This window comes from Hydrogenophaga sp. IBVHS2, from assembly GCF_002127215.1.
Taxonomy (GTDB): domain Bacteria; phylum Pseudomonadota; class Gammaproteobacteria; order Burkholderiales; family Burkholderiaceae_C; genus Hydrogenophaga.
This window is the reverse complement of sequence record NZ_NFUT01000006.1, coordinates 110,591-124,081: the sequence shown is the minus strand read 5'-3', so window position 1 is coordinate 124,081 and position 13,491 is coordinate 110,591. Positions and strand designations below refer to the sequence as shown.

General features: G+C 68.3%; 18 protein-coding genes. 1 reads left to right on the top strand and 17 read right to left on the bottom strand.

What is annotated here, in order from left to right; genetic code table 11:
• Position 1 precedes the first annotated feature (1 nt).
• Positions 2 to 1,045 (bottom strand): 4-hydroxythreonine-4-phosphate dehydrogenase PdxA, encoded by a 1,044-nt coding sequence (gene pdxA, locus CAP38_RS14080; RefSeq protein WP_086122062.1) that lies wholly within the window; start codon positions 1,043 to 1,045, stop codon positions 2 to 4.
• Positions 1,042 to 1,803 carry a Nif3-like dinuclear metal center hexameric protein gene (locus CAP38_RS14075; RefSeq protein ID WP_086122061.1) on the bottom strand — a complete coding sequence of 254 codons (762 nt, stop codon included), beginning with the start codon at positions 1,801 to 1,803 and terminating at the stop codon, positions 1,042 to 1,044. The genes pdxA and CAP38_RS14075 overlap by 4 nt, the downstream gene beginning before the upstream one ends.
• 63 nt (positions 1,804 to 1,866) lie before the next feature.
• Here CAP38_RS14075 and CAP38_RS14070 point away from each other — a divergent pair, with 63 nt between their 5' ends.
• Positions 1,867 to 3,018 (top strand): Do family serine endopeptidase, encoded by a 1,152-nt coding sequence (locus CAP38_RS14070; RefSeq protein WP_086122060.1) that lies wholly within the window; start codon positions 1,867 to 1,869, stop codon positions 3,016 to 3,018.
• Between the two features lies 1 nt (position 3,019).
• Here CAP38_RS14070 and tatC read toward each other — a convergent pair whose 3' ends face one another.
• From tatC to murA, 15 genes are all read right to left on the bottom strand, one after another.
• On the bottom strand, positions 3,020 to 3,796 hold the full coding sequence (gene tatC / locus CAP38_RS14065) for a twin-arginine translocase subunit TatC (RefSeq protein ID WP_086122059.1): 777 nt from the start codon (positions 3,794 to 3,796) through the stop codon (positions 3,020 to 3,022).
• Positions 3,796 to 4,287, bottom strand: coding sequence for a Sec-independent protein translocase protein TatB (gene tatB, locus CAP38_RS14060; protein WP_086122058.1), 492 nt, complete (start codon positions 4,285 to 4,287; stop codon positions 3,796 to 3,798). Before tatB ends, tatC begins: the two co-directional genes overlap by 1 nt.
• A gap of 84 nt (positions 4,288 to 4,371) precedes the next feature.
• Positions 4,372 to 4,605, bottom strand: coding sequence for a Sec-independent protein translocase subunit TatA (tatA, locus tag CAP38_RS14055; protein WP_086122057.1), 234 nt, complete (start codon positions 4,603 to 4,605; stop codon positions 4,372 to 4,374).
• A 128-nt stretch (positions 4,606 to 4,733) separates the two neighbouring features.
• Positions 4,734 to 5,096 carry a histidine triad nucleotide-binding protein gene (locus CAP38_RS14050; RefSeq protein WP_086122056.1) on the bottom strand — a complete coding sequence of 121 codons (363 nt, stop codon included), beginning with the start codon at positions 5,094 to 5,096 and terminating at the stop codon, positions 4,734 to 4,736.
• Positions 5,093 to 5,482 carry a hypothetical protein gene (locus CAP38_RS14045; RefSeq protein WP_086122055.1) on the bottom strand — a complete coding sequence of 130 codons (390 nt, stop codon included), beginning with the start codon at positions 5,480 to 5,482 and terminating at the stop codon, positions 5,093 to 5,095. The genes CAP38_RS14050 and CAP38_RS14045 overlap by 4 nt, the downstream gene beginning before the upstream one ends.
• A 25-nt stretch (positions 5,483 to 5,507) precedes the next feature.
• Positions 5,508 to 5,873, bottom strand: a complete 366-nt coding sequence (locus tag CAP38_RS14040; protein ID WP_086122054.1) for a phosphoribosyl-ATP diphosphatase — start codon at positions 5,871 to 5,873, stop codon at positions 5,508 to 5,510.
• Positions 5,874 to 5,877: 4 nt separating this feature from the next.
• Entirely contained in the window at positions 5,878 to 6,267 is a 390-nt protein-coding gene (hisI, locus tag CAP38_RS14035; protein ID WP_086122053.1) for a phosphoribosyl-AMP cyclohydrolase, read from the bottom strand.
• Complete coding sequence (gene hisF / locus CAP38_RS14030; RefSeq protein ID WP_086122052.1) at positions 6,267 to 7,046, bottom strand: imidazole glycerol phosphate synthase subunit HisF; 780 nt, start codon at positions 7,044 to 7,046, stop codon at positions 6,267 to 6,269. The genes hisI and hisF overlap by 1 nt, the downstream gene beginning before the upstream one ends.
• 3 nt (positions 7,047 to 7,049) lie before the next feature.
• Complete coding sequence (gene hisA, locus CAP38_RS14025) at positions 7,050 to 7,790, bottom strand: 1-(5-phosphoribosyl)-5-[(5-phosphoribosylamino)methylideneamino]imidazole-4-carboxamide isomerase (RefSeq protein ID WP_086122051.1); 741 nt, start codon at positions 7,788 to 7,790, stop codon at positions 7,050 to 7,052.
• 21 nt (positions 7,791 to 7,811) lie between these two features.
• The gene (hisH, locus tag CAP38_RS14020) at positions 7,812 to 8,474 is read right to left on the bottom strand and encodes an imidazole glycerol phosphate synthase subunit HisH (protein WP_086122050.1); all 663 of its coding nucleotides are present in this window, start codon (positions 8,472 to 8,474) and stop codon (positions 7,812 to 7,814) included.
• Positions 8,475 to 8,487: 13 nt separating this feature from the next.
• On the bottom strand, positions 8,488 to 9,117 hold the full coding sequence (gene hisB / locus CAP38_RS14015; protein WP_086122049.1) for an imidazoleglycerol-phosphate dehydratase HisB: 630 nt from the start codon (positions 9,115 to 9,117) through the stop codon (positions 8,488 to 8,490).
• A complete protein-coding gene (gene hisC / locus CAP38_RS14010; RefSeq protein ID WP_086122048.1) occupies positions 9,114 to 10,208 on the bottom strand; it encodes a histidinol-phosphate transaminase in 1,095 nt (364 codons plus the stop codon). Before hisC ends, hisB begins: the two co-directional genes overlap by 4 nt.
• Complete coding sequence (gene hisD / locus CAP38_RS14005) at positions 10,205 to 11,560, bottom strand: histidinol dehydrogenase (RefSeq protein ID WP_086122047.1); 1,356 nt, start codon at positions 11,558 to 11,560, stop codon at positions 10,205 to 10,207. Before hisD ends, hisC begins: the two co-directional genes overlap by 4 nt.
• Positions 11,557 to 12,216, bottom strand: a complete 660-nt coding sequence (hisG, locus tag CAP38_RS14000) for an ATP phosphoribosyltransferase (protein ID WP_086122046.1) — start codon at positions 12,214 to 12,216, stop codon at positions 11,557 to 11,559. Before hisG ends, hisD begins: the two co-directional genes overlap by 4 nt.
• Positions 12,213 to 13,490 carry a UDP-N-acetylglucosamine 1-carboxyvinyltransferase gene (gene murA / locus CAP38_RS13995; RefSeq protein ID WP_086122045.1) on the bottom strand — a complete coding sequence of 426 codons (1,278 nt, stop codon included), beginning with the start codon at positions 13,488 to 13,490 and terminating at the stop codon, positions 12,213 to 12,215. Before murA ends, hisG begins: the two co-directional genes overlap by 4 nt.
• Position 13,491: the final 1 nt, after the last annotated feature.

The window sequence follows — 13,491 nt, the reverse complement described above, 5'->3', positions numbered from 1 at the left end:
CTCAGGCGCCGCCGGTGAACCGGCGGGCGGCGTCGATGGCAGCCAGCAGGCTGGCCGCGCTGGCCTGCCCGGTCCAGGCGATGTCGAAGGCGGTACCGTGGTCGGGACTGGTGCGCACCAGCGGCAGGCCCAACGTGGTGTTCACGCCGTCATCGAGCCCCAGCAGCTTGACCGGGATCAGCCCCTGGTCGTGGTATTGCGCCACCACCACATCGAAAGCCCCCCGGCGGGCCCGCATGAACACCGTGTCGGGCGGATGCGGCCCGCTGACCTCCATCCCTTCCGCCAGCAAGCGCTGCACCACGGGCGCGATGATGTCCACATCCTCCCGGCCGAACAGCCCGCCCTCGCCGGCATGGGGGTTGAGGCCGGCCACCGCCACCCGGGGATTCGCCACGCCGGAGCGCAGGAAATGCGCATGCGCGATGCGGATGGTTTCCTCCAGCCGCTGCGGGGTGAGCAGGCGGATGGCCTCCTGCAGCGCCACATGGATGCTGACCAGCACCACGCTGAGGTCCGGACAGCTCAGCATCATGCGCACCGGCATGGCACCCACCGGCACGCCGGCGTGGTTCGCCGCCAGCGCCTGCAGCAGCTCGGTGTGTCCGGGGTGATCGATGCCCGCAGCCGCCAGTGCTTCCTTGTGCAGGGGTGCGGTGACGAGGGCCCTGCCCCGTCCGGCCAGCACTTCACCGGCCGCTGCGACCACGCAGTCGGCGGCGGCCCGGCCGGCAGCGGCATCGACCTGTCCTGGCGCGACAGGGCCGACCGGCCGGCAGGCCTGCCACAGCTTGAGCGTGCCCGGCGGGGCAGACGGCGCATCGGTCATCGTCCCGACCACCGCCAGCACCGGGCGCGCGCCCGCCGGCGCCCGGTTGGCCGCCACCAGCACCAGCGCCCGCTCCATCACGCCTGCATCGCCGCAGACCACCACGTCATCGATCAGACCCGGACGCTCCAGCAAGGCCCGCGCAATGATCTCCGGCCCGATGCCGGCCGGGTCGCCCATGGAGATCAGCAGCGGCGGGCGGTTCGTGGGCGTCATGCGGGGTTGGGGATGTCGATGAATTGGTGCTCCAGACCCAGCGCCCGTGCCACATGATCTGCCACCGCCGGCGCGCCGTAACGCTCGGTCGCATGGTGGCCGCAGGCCAGGTACGACACCCCGCACTCGCGGGCGTAATGCGCCTGGGGCTCCGAGATCTCGCCCGTGATGAAGGCATCGGCACCCGCCGCAATGGCCGCCTCGAAGTAGCCCTGTGCACCGCCGGTGCACAGCGCCACCCGGCGAACCGGCCGGTCGGGCTCGGCCACCAGCGTCACCGGGCGGCCCAGGACGGCCGCCACGTGGTCGGCCAGCGCCTGCGCGGATGCTTCGCAGCGGACACCGATCAAGCCCAGCTGCTGGTCGCCGAACCGGCCTCCCGGCGCCGGCTCGGGGTCGATGCCCAGCACACGGGCCAGTTGCGCGTTGTTGCCCAGATCCGGATGGGCATCCAGAGGCAGGTGGTAGGCGTAGAGGTTGATGTCGTGGGCCAGCAGCAGCGCCAGGCGCTGCTTCATCCAGCCCGTCACGCGACCGTCCTGGCCGCGCCAGAACAGCCCGTGGTGGACGAAGATGGCATCGGCGCCCGCCTCGATGGCCGCCTCGATCAGTGCCCTGCTGGCGGTCACGCCCGAGACGATGCGGCGCACGTCCTGCCGGCCCTCGACCTGCAGTCCGTTGGGGCCGTAGTCCTTGAAGCGACCGGGCTCCAGCAGCTGGTCGAAGGCCTGGGTGAGCTGTTCACGGGAAATCGGCATGGCGGGTGGTGACGTGGATCAGGAGGCGGACAGCGCCCGCACGGGATACGGGAGAATACCGGCATGAAACGACTCTGGCTCCTGTTCGCGCAAACCGTCACCGTCCTGGTGGGCATTCTGTTCGTGGTGGCGACCCTTCAGCCCCAGTGGCTGGGCCGATCGAGCCAGCGGGGTCTGTCGGTGATTCCGGTGTTCGAGGCACCCGCCGGCATCGTGTCGGGTGGCGGAGCGGGCAGCTTCAGGGAAGCGGCGAAGCTGGCGTCTCCGGCCGTGGTGAGCATCAACACCAGCAAGGCGCCGGCCGAGAATCCGCACACCAACGACCCCTGGTTCCGTTTCTTTTTCGGGGATCAGGCGCCGTCGCAGCCCCAGTCGGGCCTGGGCTCGGGCGTGATCGTGAGCCCGGCGGGCTACGTGCTGACCAACAACCACGTCATCGAAGAAGCCGACGAGATCCAGGTCATCCTCAACGACGGTCGCCAGACCGTGGCCCAGGTGATCGGCACCGACCCGGAAACCGACCTCGCCATCCTCAAGATCGGCCTGACCGACCTGCCGGTCATCACGCTGGGCCAGTCGGACGAGCTGCAGATCGGCGACCAGGTGCTGGCCATCGGCAACCCGTTCGGCGTGGGCCAGACCGTCACCAGCGGCATCGTGAGCGCGCTGGGGCGCACCCAGCTGGGCATCAACACCTTCGAGAACTTCATCCAGACCGACGCGGCCATCAACCCCGGCAACTCGGGCGGCGCCCTGGTCGACACCAACGGTCACCTGATGGGCATCAACACCGCCATCTATTCCCGCTCGGGGGGGTCGATGGGCATCGGTTTTGCCATTCCCACCTCCACCGCCCGCACCGTGATGGAGGCCATCGTCAAGGACGGCAAGGTCACCCGCGGCTGGATCGGGGTGGAACCGCAGGATCTCAGCCCGGAGCTGGCCGAGAGTTTCGGCGTGCGAAGCGGACAGGGCGTGATCATCACCGGCGTGCTGCAGAACGGTCCGGCAGCGCAGGCCGGCATGCGCCCGGGCGATGTCGTGACGGCCGTGGCCGGGAAGGAAGTGAAGACGGTGCCCGACCTGCTGGCAGCCGTTGCCTCGCTCAAACCGGGCGAGAAGGCCACCCTGGATGTGCAACGCCGGGAAACCGGGTTGAAGATCGACGTGGTGCCGGGTCAGCGCAACGTGCCCCGCGCACCGACCCGCCGCTGATTCAGGCAGCGTCGTCCGTTTCCGGCTTTTGCTTGACAAACCAGCGGGCTCCCCAGATGCCCAGCTCGTACAGGATGCACATGGGCACGGCGAGCGCCAGCTGCGAGATGACGTCCGGTGGCGTGACGACCGCCGCAATGATGAACGCAATGACGATGAAATAGCCCCGGAAGTCCTTGAGCTTCTGGATGGAGACCATGCCCATCTTGACCAGCAGGATCACCACGATGGGCACCTGGAAAGCCAGCCCGAAGGCCAGATACAGGGACAGGATGGCTTCCACGTAGGACGCAATGTCGGGTGTGGCGGCCACACTGGCGGGCGTGAACTTCTGGATGAAGCCGAACATCTTGTCCAGCACGAAGAACTGCACGAAGGCGATGCCGATGTAGGCCAGCAGGCTGCCTAGGATGATGAGCGGCACGGCAAACCGCTTTTCGTGGCTGTACAGGCCAGGTGCCACAAACGCCCAGACCTGGTACATCCACCAGGGCAGCGACACCAGCAAGGCCGCCATGGCCAGCACCTTGAGCGGCACGAAGAAGGGCGAGAACACACCCACCGCAATCAGCTTGGCATCGGGCGGCATGTGGGCCTTGATCGGGATGGCGATCAGGTCGATCAGCCCGCCCGGCCCCGGCCAGATGGCCAGTGCCGCCATGCAGATGGCCAGACCGATCACGCCGTACAGCAGGCGGTCGCGCAGCTCCATGAGGTGCTGCACGAAGGGCTGTTCGGTCCCGGCGAGTTCGTCGGTGGAATTCGGGGAATCGGACATCAGCGGGGAACGGAGGTGGAGCGCGGCCGGAACCGGGCCACTCGGGCAGCGCCGGACTGGGTGCGGGTCCGCACGCCGGCCCGGGCCTTGAACCATTGCGGCATGGCCTTCTGCTTCACGCGCCAGTTCTTGCGCGGATGCCGGTAGACCGGGTAGGACGGATCGAGGAGCGAGGACGACGGTTCGGACAGCGGCTCGCTGGATTCCAGGCCTGCGGTGGCTTCGGACCAGGATTTCTCGAAATCCTGTGTCGTGGACTGCACGGAGCTCTCCACGTCGCGGGCCGCGTTTTCCACCGAGTCCTTCATCTTGCGAAGCTCTTCCAGCTCCATGGACCGGTTGACCTCGGCCTTGACGTCGGCCACGTACCGCTGGGCCTTGCCCAGCAGGGCACCCACGGTGCGGGCCACGCGCGGCAGTTTTTCGGGGCCGATGACGATCAGCGCCACCGCCCCGATGAGGGCGAGCTTGGAAATGCCCAGATCAATCATGTGTCGCCAATCGGTTGAGCAGCAGGGAAGCGGCGCGACTGGCCCGATGCCTGCCGGCATCGGACCTCGGCCCGGAGCCGGTCATCAGCTCTTCTGCTTGGCCTCGACGTCGATGGTGGTCTTCTCAGTGGCAGCGTTCTGGGTCACCTGCTGGGTGGCAGGCGCGTCAGCAGGCTGACCGCCCTCCTTCATGCCGTCCTTGAACCCCTTGACCGCGCCACCCAGGTCGGAGCCCAGGTTCTTCAGCTTCTTGGTGCCGAAGACCATGACCACAATCAGCAGAACGATGAGCCAGTGCCAGATGGAAAACGTACCCATGGAGATCTCCAGATGATGAATTCAGGGCGCAAAGCGCATGGCGGGCGATTTTACGCCCGGGGGAATGAGGGACTGATGACACCAGGGACTTGGCCCGGCTGGCGTGAGGAGGCCGTGCCCGGGTCGCGTCAGCCTCGCGACCAGGGGCGGGGACCGCCCATGACATGGACATGGAGGTGATGCACCTCCTGCCCGCCTTCGACACCCGTGTTGCACACGATGCGGAAACCGCCTTCGGGGTACGGATTGCAACCCTGTTCGGCGGCCAGACGGGGAATCAACGTCATCAGGCGTCCCATGAGGGCAGCATCGTCGGGCCCGACCTGGGCCATGGACGCGATATGCCGCTTGGGAACCAGCAGGAAGTGTACCGGCGCCCAGGGCTGGATGTCGTGAAAGGCCAGAATGTCCTCGTCCTCGTACACCTTGCGGCTGGGGATCTGGCCGGCAACGATCTTGCAGAAGATGCAGTTCGGGTCGTGGGTGCTCATGTGGGAAGGGGCTGGCTGGCGTTCATGGCCACCATGCCCTTGATGATGCGGTAGAGGAACCAGATGGAGATGGCCGCCCAGGCCAGCATGCCCGGGATCAGGAAGGCCAGCCACAACGGGGCGGTTAGCAGGTACAGCAGGGCGGCCCAGATGACGGTGCGGATCCGCCAGCTGAAATGGCTGGCCTGCCAGGTGCCCTGGGCATCGTCGCGCTTCACCAGGTCGATGATCAGTGCCACGATCAGCAGGGCCACCCCGGGCTGGGTACCGGGCACCACGGCACCGACCGCCACGATGAGGTGAAGCACGTAACTGAGCCAGCCGACCGACTTGAGCGACTGTGCACGCTCGTTGTCGGTGGAGGCTGCGGTGTCCTGTTCGGTCATGGTGCGCTCCCGAAAGTCGGTGGGTTCATTCGCCGGCTTCACGCGCCTGGGCCTTGCGCAGGGCTTTTTCTTCCAGCCCGCTGAGCCCTTCGCGGCGCACCAGCTCGGCCACCACATCGGCCGGGCCCAGGCCATGGTGGGCCAGGGCGATCATGCAGTGGAACCACAGGTCGGCGGTCTCGTTGACCAGCTTGGTGCGGTCGCCACCGTGATCGACATCCTTGGCGGCCATGACCAGCTCGGTGGCTTCCTCGCCCACCTTCTTGAGGAAAGCGTCGGGGCCCTTGTGCAGCAGGCGGGCCACATAGCTCTTGTCCGGGTCGCCGCCATTGGCCGGCTTGCGGGATTCGATGACGGCGGCCAGCCGCTGCAGATCGTCGGTCAGGGACATGGCGTCACTTGTAGATGGAGGTCGGGTCCTTGAGGACCGGTTCGACCGTGTGCCAGGCACCGGCCTCGTAACGCTGGAAGAAGCAGCTGTGGCGGCCGGTGTGGCAGGCGATGCCGGGCTCGTGGCCGAGCTGGGTGACCTTGAGCAGCACCACATCGTTGTCGCAGTCCAGCCGGATGTCGTGCACCTGCTGCACATGCCCGGACTCTTCGCCCTTGAACCAGAGCTTGCCGCGCGAACGGCTGAAGTACACGGCACGGCCCAGCTCGGCGGTCTTGGCCAGGGCCTCGCGGTTCATCCAGGCGAACATGAGCACGTCGCCGGTGGCGGCTTCCTGGGCAATGACCGGGACCAGGCCCTGGCTGTCCCATCTGACGGTATCGAGCCAGTCCATCAGAGCCTCACCGGAATGCCACGCTCGGCCATGCGGGCCTTGGCCTGCGCCACGGTGTATTCGCCGTAGTGGAAGATGCTGGCGGCCAGCACCGCGTCGGCGCCGCCCTGCTGCACGCCGTCGGCCAGGTGGTCGAGGTTGCCGACGCCGCCGGAAGCGATCACCGGCACCGGCACCGCATCGGCCACGGCACGGGTCAGGGCCAGATCGAAACCGGACTTGGTGCCGTCGCGGTCCATGCTGGTCAGCAGGATCTCGCCGGCGCCGAAGTCGGCCATCTGCCGGGCCCAGGCCACGGCATCCAGCCCCGTGTTCCTGCGCCCGCCGTGGCTGTACACGTCCCAGCCCTCGCCGCGGGCTGCCAGATCGTCTCCCTGGCGGCGCTTGGCATCGATCGCCACCACGATGCACTGGGAGCCGTACTTGTCGGCCGCCTCCCGGATGACCGGGGGATTGGCGATGGCGGCGGAATTGAAGCTGGTCTTGTCGGCGCCGGCGTTGAGCAGACGGCGCACATCGTCCACCGTGCGCACGCCCCCACCGACGGTCAGCGGAATGAAGACCTGCGAGGCCACCGCCTCGATGATGGGCAGGATCAGGTCGCGCCCGTCGGAGGTGGCGGTGATGTCCAGAAAGGTGAGTTCGTCGGCACCCTGCTCGTTGTAGCGGGCCGCAATCTCGACCGGATCACCGGCATCGCGCAGCTCGACGAAGTTGACGCCCTTGACCACCCGGCCGCCGGTCACGTCGAGGCAGGGAATGATGCGTTTAGCGAGCATCGGTCATCCGTTGAGCTCGTCGGCCAGGCTCTGGGCAGCCTCGAAATCGAGGTCGCCGCTGTAGATGGAGCGGCCGCAGATCACGCCCTCGATGCCCTCGTCCTCCACCGCGCACAGCCGGCGGATGTCTTCCATGTTGGACAGACCGCCCGAGGCAATGACCGGTATGGTGAGCGCCTGGGCCAGCTTGACCGTGGCCTCGATGTTGATGCCGGAGAGCATGCCGTCGCGGCCGATGTCGGTGTAGATGATCGACTCGACCCCGTAGTCCTCGAACTTCTTGGCCAGATCGACCACCTCGTGGCCGGTGAGCTTGCTCCAGCCGTCGGTGGCCACCTTGCCGTCCTTGGCGTCCAGACCCACGATGATGTGACCGCCGAAGGCGGTGCAGGCATCCTGCAGGAAGCCGGGGTTCTTGACCGCCGCGGTGCCGATGATCACGTAGCGCAGGCCGGCGTCCAGGTAGCGCTCGATGGTGTCGAGATCGCGGATGCCGCCCCCGAGCTGCACATCCACCTCGGACCCGATGCTCTTGAGGATGGCCCGGATGGCCTGCTCGTTCTTGGGCTTGCCCGCGAAGGCGCCGTTGAGGTCGACCAGATGCACCCGACGCGCACCGCGATTGACCCAGCTGCGGGCCATGGCCGCCGGGTCTTCGCCGAACACCGTCGATTGGTCCATGTCGCCCTGTTTGAGGCGAACACACTGGCCGTCTTTCAGATCAATGGCAGGAATCAGCAGCATGATGGGCAGGAGCGCGGGCGCTCAGGGTTGCCAGGTGAGGAAGTTGCGGTACAGCGCCAGGCCCTGGGCGGCGCTTTTTTCCGGGTGGAACTGGGTGGCGAAAATGTTATCCCGTGCGATGGCCGATGCAAAACGGCCGCCATAGTCGGTTTCACCGGCCACATGGATGGCCTGGGCCGGTCGGGCATGGAAACTGTGCACGAAATAGAAGTGGGCGCCGTCGGGGATGCCCTGCCACAAGGGGTGGACCGACCGGCCGGCCAGGGCGTGGAACACCGGGTTCCACCCCATCTGCGGCACCTTGAAGCGACTGCCGTCGGGCTGCAGCCGGCCTTCCAGCTGAAAACGGACCACGTCGCCCGGGATCAGGCCCAGGCCGTCGGTGGGTCCTTCCTCGCTGCGGTCCAGCAGCATCTGCATGCCCACGCACACGCCGAACAGCGGCTTGTGGGCGGCGGCATGCAGCACGGCGTCGAGCAGGCCGGAGGCCGAGAGCTCGCGCATGCAATCGGCCATGTGGCCCTGCCCGGGCAGCACCACCCGGCCGGCCGCCATGACGGTGGCGGCGTCGGACGTGACCACCACGTCCACACCGCTGCCCTGGGCCGCGTGCACCACCGCCTGCGACACCGAGCGCAGGTTGCCGCTGCCGTAGTCGACCACGGCCACTGTCTGGGATTTCATCGCGCCGGTGTGCTCAGAGCGAGCCCTTGGTGGAGGGAATCACGTCGCCCATGCGCAGGTCGCGCTCGATGGCCATGCGCACCGCGCGGGCGAAGGCCTTGAACACGGTCTCGGCCTGGTGGTGGGCGTTCTCGCCGTGCAGGTTGTCGATGTGCAGGGTCACGCCGGCGTGGTTGACGAAGCCCTGGAAAAACTCATAGGCCAGCTGGGTGTCGAAGGCACCCACCATGCCGCTCTTGAACGGCACCCGCATGTGCAGGCCGGGCCGGCCGGAAAAGTCGATGACCACGCGCGACAGCGCCTCGTCCAGCGGGACGTAGGCATGGCCGTAGCGGCGGATGCCCTTCTTGTCGCCCACGGCCTTGGCAAAGGCCTGACCCAGGGTGATGCCCACGTCTTCCACCGTGTGGTGGCCGTCGATGTGCAGGTCGCCCACGGCCTGGATCTGCAGGTCGATCAGCCCATGGCGGGCGATCTGGTCGAGCATGTGGTCGAAGAAGCCGATGCCGGTGGACAGCACCGACACGCCGGTGCCGTCGAGGTTGATGCGCACGCCGATCTGCGTCTCGCTGGTGTTGCGCTGCACGTCGGCAGTGCGGTCGCCGGGGCGCGGCACGGGGAAGGCGGAGGGCGTGGAGGTCATAGGACGGTGGGGAAGGCGCGCAGCAGCTGGGCGTTCTCGGCAGGGGTTCCCACCGTCAGGCGCAGGCAGCGGGCCAGCAACGGATGCATTTTAGAAACATTCTTGACCAGCAGGCCGGCGGCCTTGAGGCCGTCGAAGGCACGCTGGGCATCGGGCACACGCACCAGCACCATGTTGCCCTCGCTGGGGAAGGGCTCGACGCCGGGCATGGCGGCCAATGCGGCGATCAGTGCCGAGCGTTCGCGCCGGATCTCGGCCGCCTGTTCGGCAAACACCCCCTGGTGCTCCAGCGCGAACAGCGCGCATTCGGCATTGAGCACGCTGATGTTGTAGGGCGGGCGCAGCTTGTCGACCTCGGCCACCAGCCGGGCAGCCCCCACCATGTAGCCGATGCGGACCCCCGCCAGACCGAACTTGGAGAGGGTGCGCATGAGCAGCACATGGGCATGGGCCTGCGGCTCGGCGCGCATGGCATCCAGCCAGGTGCTGCTGGAGAACGGCTGGTAGGCCTCGTCCATCACCACCAGGCCACCGAACTGCGCGGCCTCGTCGATCAGGCGGCGGATCACGCCGGCATCCCACAGGTTGGCGGTGGGGTTGTTGGGATAGGCCAGGTAGGTGATGGCCGGACGCTGCGCCCGCAGGGCCGCCACCATGGCGGCCTCGTCGAGCTGGAAGTCGGCCGTCAGCGGCACGCCATGGAAAGCCAGCCCCTGCAGACGGGCGCTCATGGCGTACATCACGAAGCCGGGTTCGGGCGCCAGGATGCTGGCTCTGGGCCGGTCGCAGGCCATGGCCAGCAGCGAGATGAGCTCGTCCGAGCCGTTGCCCAGCATCAGGCCGAAGCCGGGCGGCAGGTCGACATGGGCGGCCAGCCCGGCCTTGAGATCGTCCACCCGGGGGCCCGGGTAGCGGTTCAGGGCCACGGCACCCAGGCGCTCGCCCAAGGCCCGCTGCAGCGCATCGGGCAGCCGATAGGGGTTCTCCATGGCGTCGAGCTTGACCATGCCGGCGGCATCCTGCACCGCATAGGCGTGCATGGACTGCACGTCCTGGCGGATCATGCCCAGCGGGTCGGGCCGCGCGCTCATGCGCCACCCCGCATCGGCGGCACCGGGTCCAGCCGCAGTTCGGCCGCGCGGGCATGGGCCTGCAGGCCCTCGCCATAGGCCAGTTCGGCGGCCACCTGGCCCAGCGTCTGGGCGCCGGCGGCACTCACCTCGATCAGGCTGCTGCGCTTCTGGAAGTCGTACACGCCCAGCGGCGAGCTGAAGCGGGCCGTGCCGCTGGTGGGCAGCACATGGTTGGGGCCGGCGCAGTAGTCGCCCAGGCTCTCGCTGGTGTAGGCGCCCAGGAAGATGGCGCCGGCGTGCTTGAGCAGCGGCTCCCAGCGGTGCGGATCGCGGCTGGACACCTCCAGGTGCTCGGGCGCGATGCGGTTGCTGATGGCGCAGGCTTCGTCCATGCCGCGGGTGTGGATCAGCGCGCCCCGGTCGTTGAGGCTCTTGGCGATGATGGCGGCACGCGGCATGGTGGGCAGCAGCCGGTCGATGGCGGCCTGCACCGCGTCGATGTAGGCGGCGTCCGGGCACAGCAGGATGCTCTGGGCCAGCTCGTCGTGCTCGGCCTGGCTGAACAGGTCCATGGCCACCCAGTCGGCCGGGGTGGTGCCGTCGGCCAGCACCAGGATCTCGCTCGGGCCGGCGATCATGTCGATGCCCACGGTGCCGAACACATGCTTCTTGGCGCTGGCCACGTAGGCATTGCCGGGACCGGTGATCTTGTCGACCTGGGGCACGGTGGCCGTCCCGTAGGCCAGGGCCGCCACGGCCTGTGCCCCGCCGATGGTGAAGGCACGCGAGACGCCGGCCACATGGGCCGCCGCCAGCACCAGCGGGTTGCGCTCGCCGCGCGGCGTGGGCACCACCATGATGATCTCGGCGACGCCGGCCACGTGGGCCGGGATGGCGTTCATGAGCACGCTCGACGGGTAAGCCGCCTTGCCGCCGGGCACATAGATGCCCACGCGGTCCAGGGGCGTGACCTTCTGGCCCAGCAGGGTGCCGTCCTCGTCGCGGTAGGTCCAGCTCTCGCCGCTGGCGCGCTTCTGGGCCTCGTGGTAGCTGCGAACCCGGCGGGCGGCGGCTTCCAGCGCCTGCCGCTGGGCAGCGGGCAGGCTGTCGAAGGCGGCCTTCAGCTCGACCTGGGTCAGCTCCAGCGCTTTCAGGCCGTCGGCCTGCAGGCCGTCGAAGCGGGCGGTGTACTCCAGCACGGCGGCATCGCCCCGGGCGCGCACGTCGGCCAGGATGTCGGCCACGCGCTGCTCGATGGCACCGTCGGTCTCGGCCGACCAGTGCAGGCGCTGCGCAAAGGCGGCCTCGAAGTCGGCCTGGTTGGTGGACAGGCGCAACGGACGTGCGCTCGGTGCGAAGGGTGCGTTCATGCGCGGGGCTCCTGCGCGGTGGCAGCGGCAAAGGCGTCCAGCAGGGGCCGCAGGCGGGCCTGCTTGAGCTTGAGCGACGCCTGGTTGACCACCAGCCGCGAACTGATGTCCATGATGCGTTCCACCTCGACCAGCTGGTTGGCCTTGAGCGTGTTGCCGGTGGAGACCAGGTCGACGATGGCATCGGCCAGCCCGGTCAGCGGGGCCAGCTCCATGCTGCCGTAGAGCTTGATCAGGTCCACATGCACGCCCTTGGTGGCGAAGAACTCGCGGGCGATGGTGGTGTACTTGGTGGCCACGCGCAGGCGCGATCCCTGGCGCACGGCGGTGGCGTAATCGAAGTCGGAGCGGACGGCCACGCTCACCCGGCAGCGGGCAATCTTCAGGTCCAGCGGCTGGTACAGGCCCTGGCCGCCGTGCTCGATCAGGGTGTCCTTGCCGGTCACGCCCAGGTCGGCGCCGCCATGCTCCACGTAGGTGGGCACATCGGTGGCGCGCACCAGCACCACCCGCACGCCGGGCTGGTTGGTCGGCAGGATCAGCTTGCGCGATTTCTCGGGGTCTTCCAGCACCTCGATGCCGGCGGCCTTCAGCAGCGGCAGGGTCTCGTCGAAGATGCGGCCCTTGGACAGGGCCAGGGTGATGGTGTCGTTCATGAGATGCGTTCGATGTCGGCCCCGATGGCGCGCAGCTTGGACTCCATCTGGTCGTAGCCCCGGTCGAGGTGGTAGATGCGGTCGACCACGGTCTCGCCCTCGGCCACCAGACCGGCGATCACCAGACTGGCCGAGGCCCGCAGGTCGGTGGCCATGACGGTGGCTCCCGAGAGGCGCTCCACGCCCTCGATGACCGCCACCTTGCCGTCGGTCTGGATGCGGGCCCCCAGACGCACCAGCTCGTTCACGTGCATGAACCGGTTCTCGAAGATGGTCTCGGTGACCTTGCTGGTGCCCTGCGAGATGCAGTTGAGCGCCATGAACTGCGCCTGCATGTCGGTAGGGAAACCCGGGTATTCGGTGGTGCGGAAGGTCTGCGCCTTCAGTCGCCCGCTGGCGCGGATGCGGATGAAGTCGCCGGCCGAGTTATGGCCCGCCTCGACCTCGGCGCCGGCTTCCAGCAGCTTGTCGATGACGGCATCCAGGTGGTCGGCGCGACCATGCCGCAGCACCACATCGCCGCCGGTGGCGGCCACGGCACACAGGAAGGTGCCGGCCTCGATGCGGTCGGCCACCACCCGGTGGCTGCCGCCCTGCAGCCGGTCCACGCCCTGCACATGGATGCGGCTGGTGCCATGACCCTCGATGCGCGCCCCCATGGCGATGAGCATCTCGGCCAGGTCGCCGATCTCGGGTTCCTGCGCCGCGTTCTCGAGCAGCGTCTCGCCTTCGGCCAGCGCGGCGGCCATCAGGAAATTCTCGGTGCCGGTGACGGTGACCATGTCGGTGGCGATGCGGGCGCCGTGCAGGCGGCTGCGACCGGCCGGCAGGCGGGCCACCATGTAACCGTGCTCCACCACGATCTCGGCGCCCATGGCCTGCATGCCCTTGATGTGCTGGTCGACCGGGCGCGAACCGATGGCGCAGCCCCCGGGCAGGGACACCTTGGCCTGACCGAAACGGGCCAGCAGCGGGCCGAGCACCAGCACCGAGGCGCGCATGGTCTTGACCAGGTCGTACGGTGCTTCGGGCTTGAGGCTGTCGGGCGCGCGCAGGGTGATGCTGCCCGGCTCGTCGGTGCGGGTGTGCACGCCCATGTTGTCCAGCAGCTGGCGCATGGTGACCACGTCGCGCAGGCGCGGCACGTTCTGCAGCGTCACCGGCTGGTCGGTGAGCAGTGCGGCGCACAGCTCGGGCAGGGCAGCGTTCTTGGCGCCGGAGATCGGCACCTCGCCGGTCAGGGTGTTGCCACCGCGGATTCGGAGTTTGTCCATG

Coding starts and splice junctions, on each gene's coding strand:
- hisG (WP_086122046.1), bottom strand. CDS start 12,216: ATGAACGACACCATCACCCTGGCCCTGTCCAAGGGCCGCATCTTCGAC.
- tatB (WP_086122058.1), bottom strand. CDS start 4,287: ATGATTGATCTGGGCATTTCCAAGCTCGCCCTCATCGGGGCGGTGGCG.
- hisC (WP_086122048.1), bottom strand. CDS start 10,208: ATGAGCGCGCGGCCCGACCCGCTGGGCATGATCCGCCAGGACGTGCAG.
- hisF (WP_086122052.1), bottom strand. CDS start 7,046: ATGCTCGCTAAACGCATCATTCCCTGCCTCGACGTGACCGGCGGCCGG.
- hisB (WP_086122049.1), bottom strand. CDS start 9,117: ATGACCTCCACGCCCTCCGCCTTCCCCGTGCCGCGCCCCGGCGACCGC.
- hisD (WP_086122047.1), bottom strand. CDS start 11,560: ATGAACGCACCCTTCGCACCGAGCGCACGTCCGTTGCGCCTGTCCACC.
- CAP38_RS14050 (WP_086122056.1), bottom strand. CDS start 5,096: ATGAGCACCCACGACCCGAACTGCATCTTCTGCAAGATCGTTGCCGGC.
- murA (WP_086122045.1), bottom strand. CDS start 13,490: ATGGACAAACTCCGAATCCGCGGTGGCAACACCCTGACCGGCGAGGTG.
- CAP38_RS14045 (WP_086122055.1), bottom strand. CDS start 5,482: ATGACCGAACAGGACACCGCAGCCTCCACCGACAACGAGCGTGCACAG.
- tatA (WP_086122057.1), bottom strand. CDS start 4,605: ATGGGTACGTTTTCCATCTGGCACTGGCTCATCGTTCTGCTGATTGTG.
- hisA (WP_086122051.1), bottom strand. CDS start 7,790: ATGCTGCTGATTCCTGCCATTGATCTGAAAGACGGCCAGTGTGTTCGC.
- hisH (WP_086122050.1), bottom strand. CDS start 8,474: ATGAAATCCCAGACAGTGGCCGTGGTCGACTACGGCAGCGGCAACCTG.
- CAP38_RS14075 (WP_086122061.1), bottom strand. CDS start 1,803: ATGCCGATTTCCCGTGAACAGCTCACCCAGGCCTTCGACCAGCTGCTG.
- tatC (WP_086122059.1), bottom strand. CDS start 3,796: ATGTCCGATTCCCCGAATTCCACCGACGAACTCGCCGGGACCGAACAG.
- CAP38_RS14040 (WP_086122054.1), bottom strand. CDS start 5,873: ATGTCCCTGACCGACGATCTGCAGCGGCTGGCCGCCGTCATCGAATCC.
- CAP38_RS14070 (WP_086122060.1), top strand. CDS start 1,867: ATGAAACGACTCTGGCTCCTGTTCGCGCAAACCGTCACCGTCCTGGTG.
- hisI (WP_086122053.1), bottom strand. CDS start 6,267: ATGGACTGGCTCGATACCGTCAGATGGGACAGCCAGGGCCTGGTCCCG.
- pdxA (WP_086122062.1), bottom strand. CDS start 1,045: ATGACGCCCACGAACCGCCCGCCGCTGCTGATCTCCATGGGCGACCCG.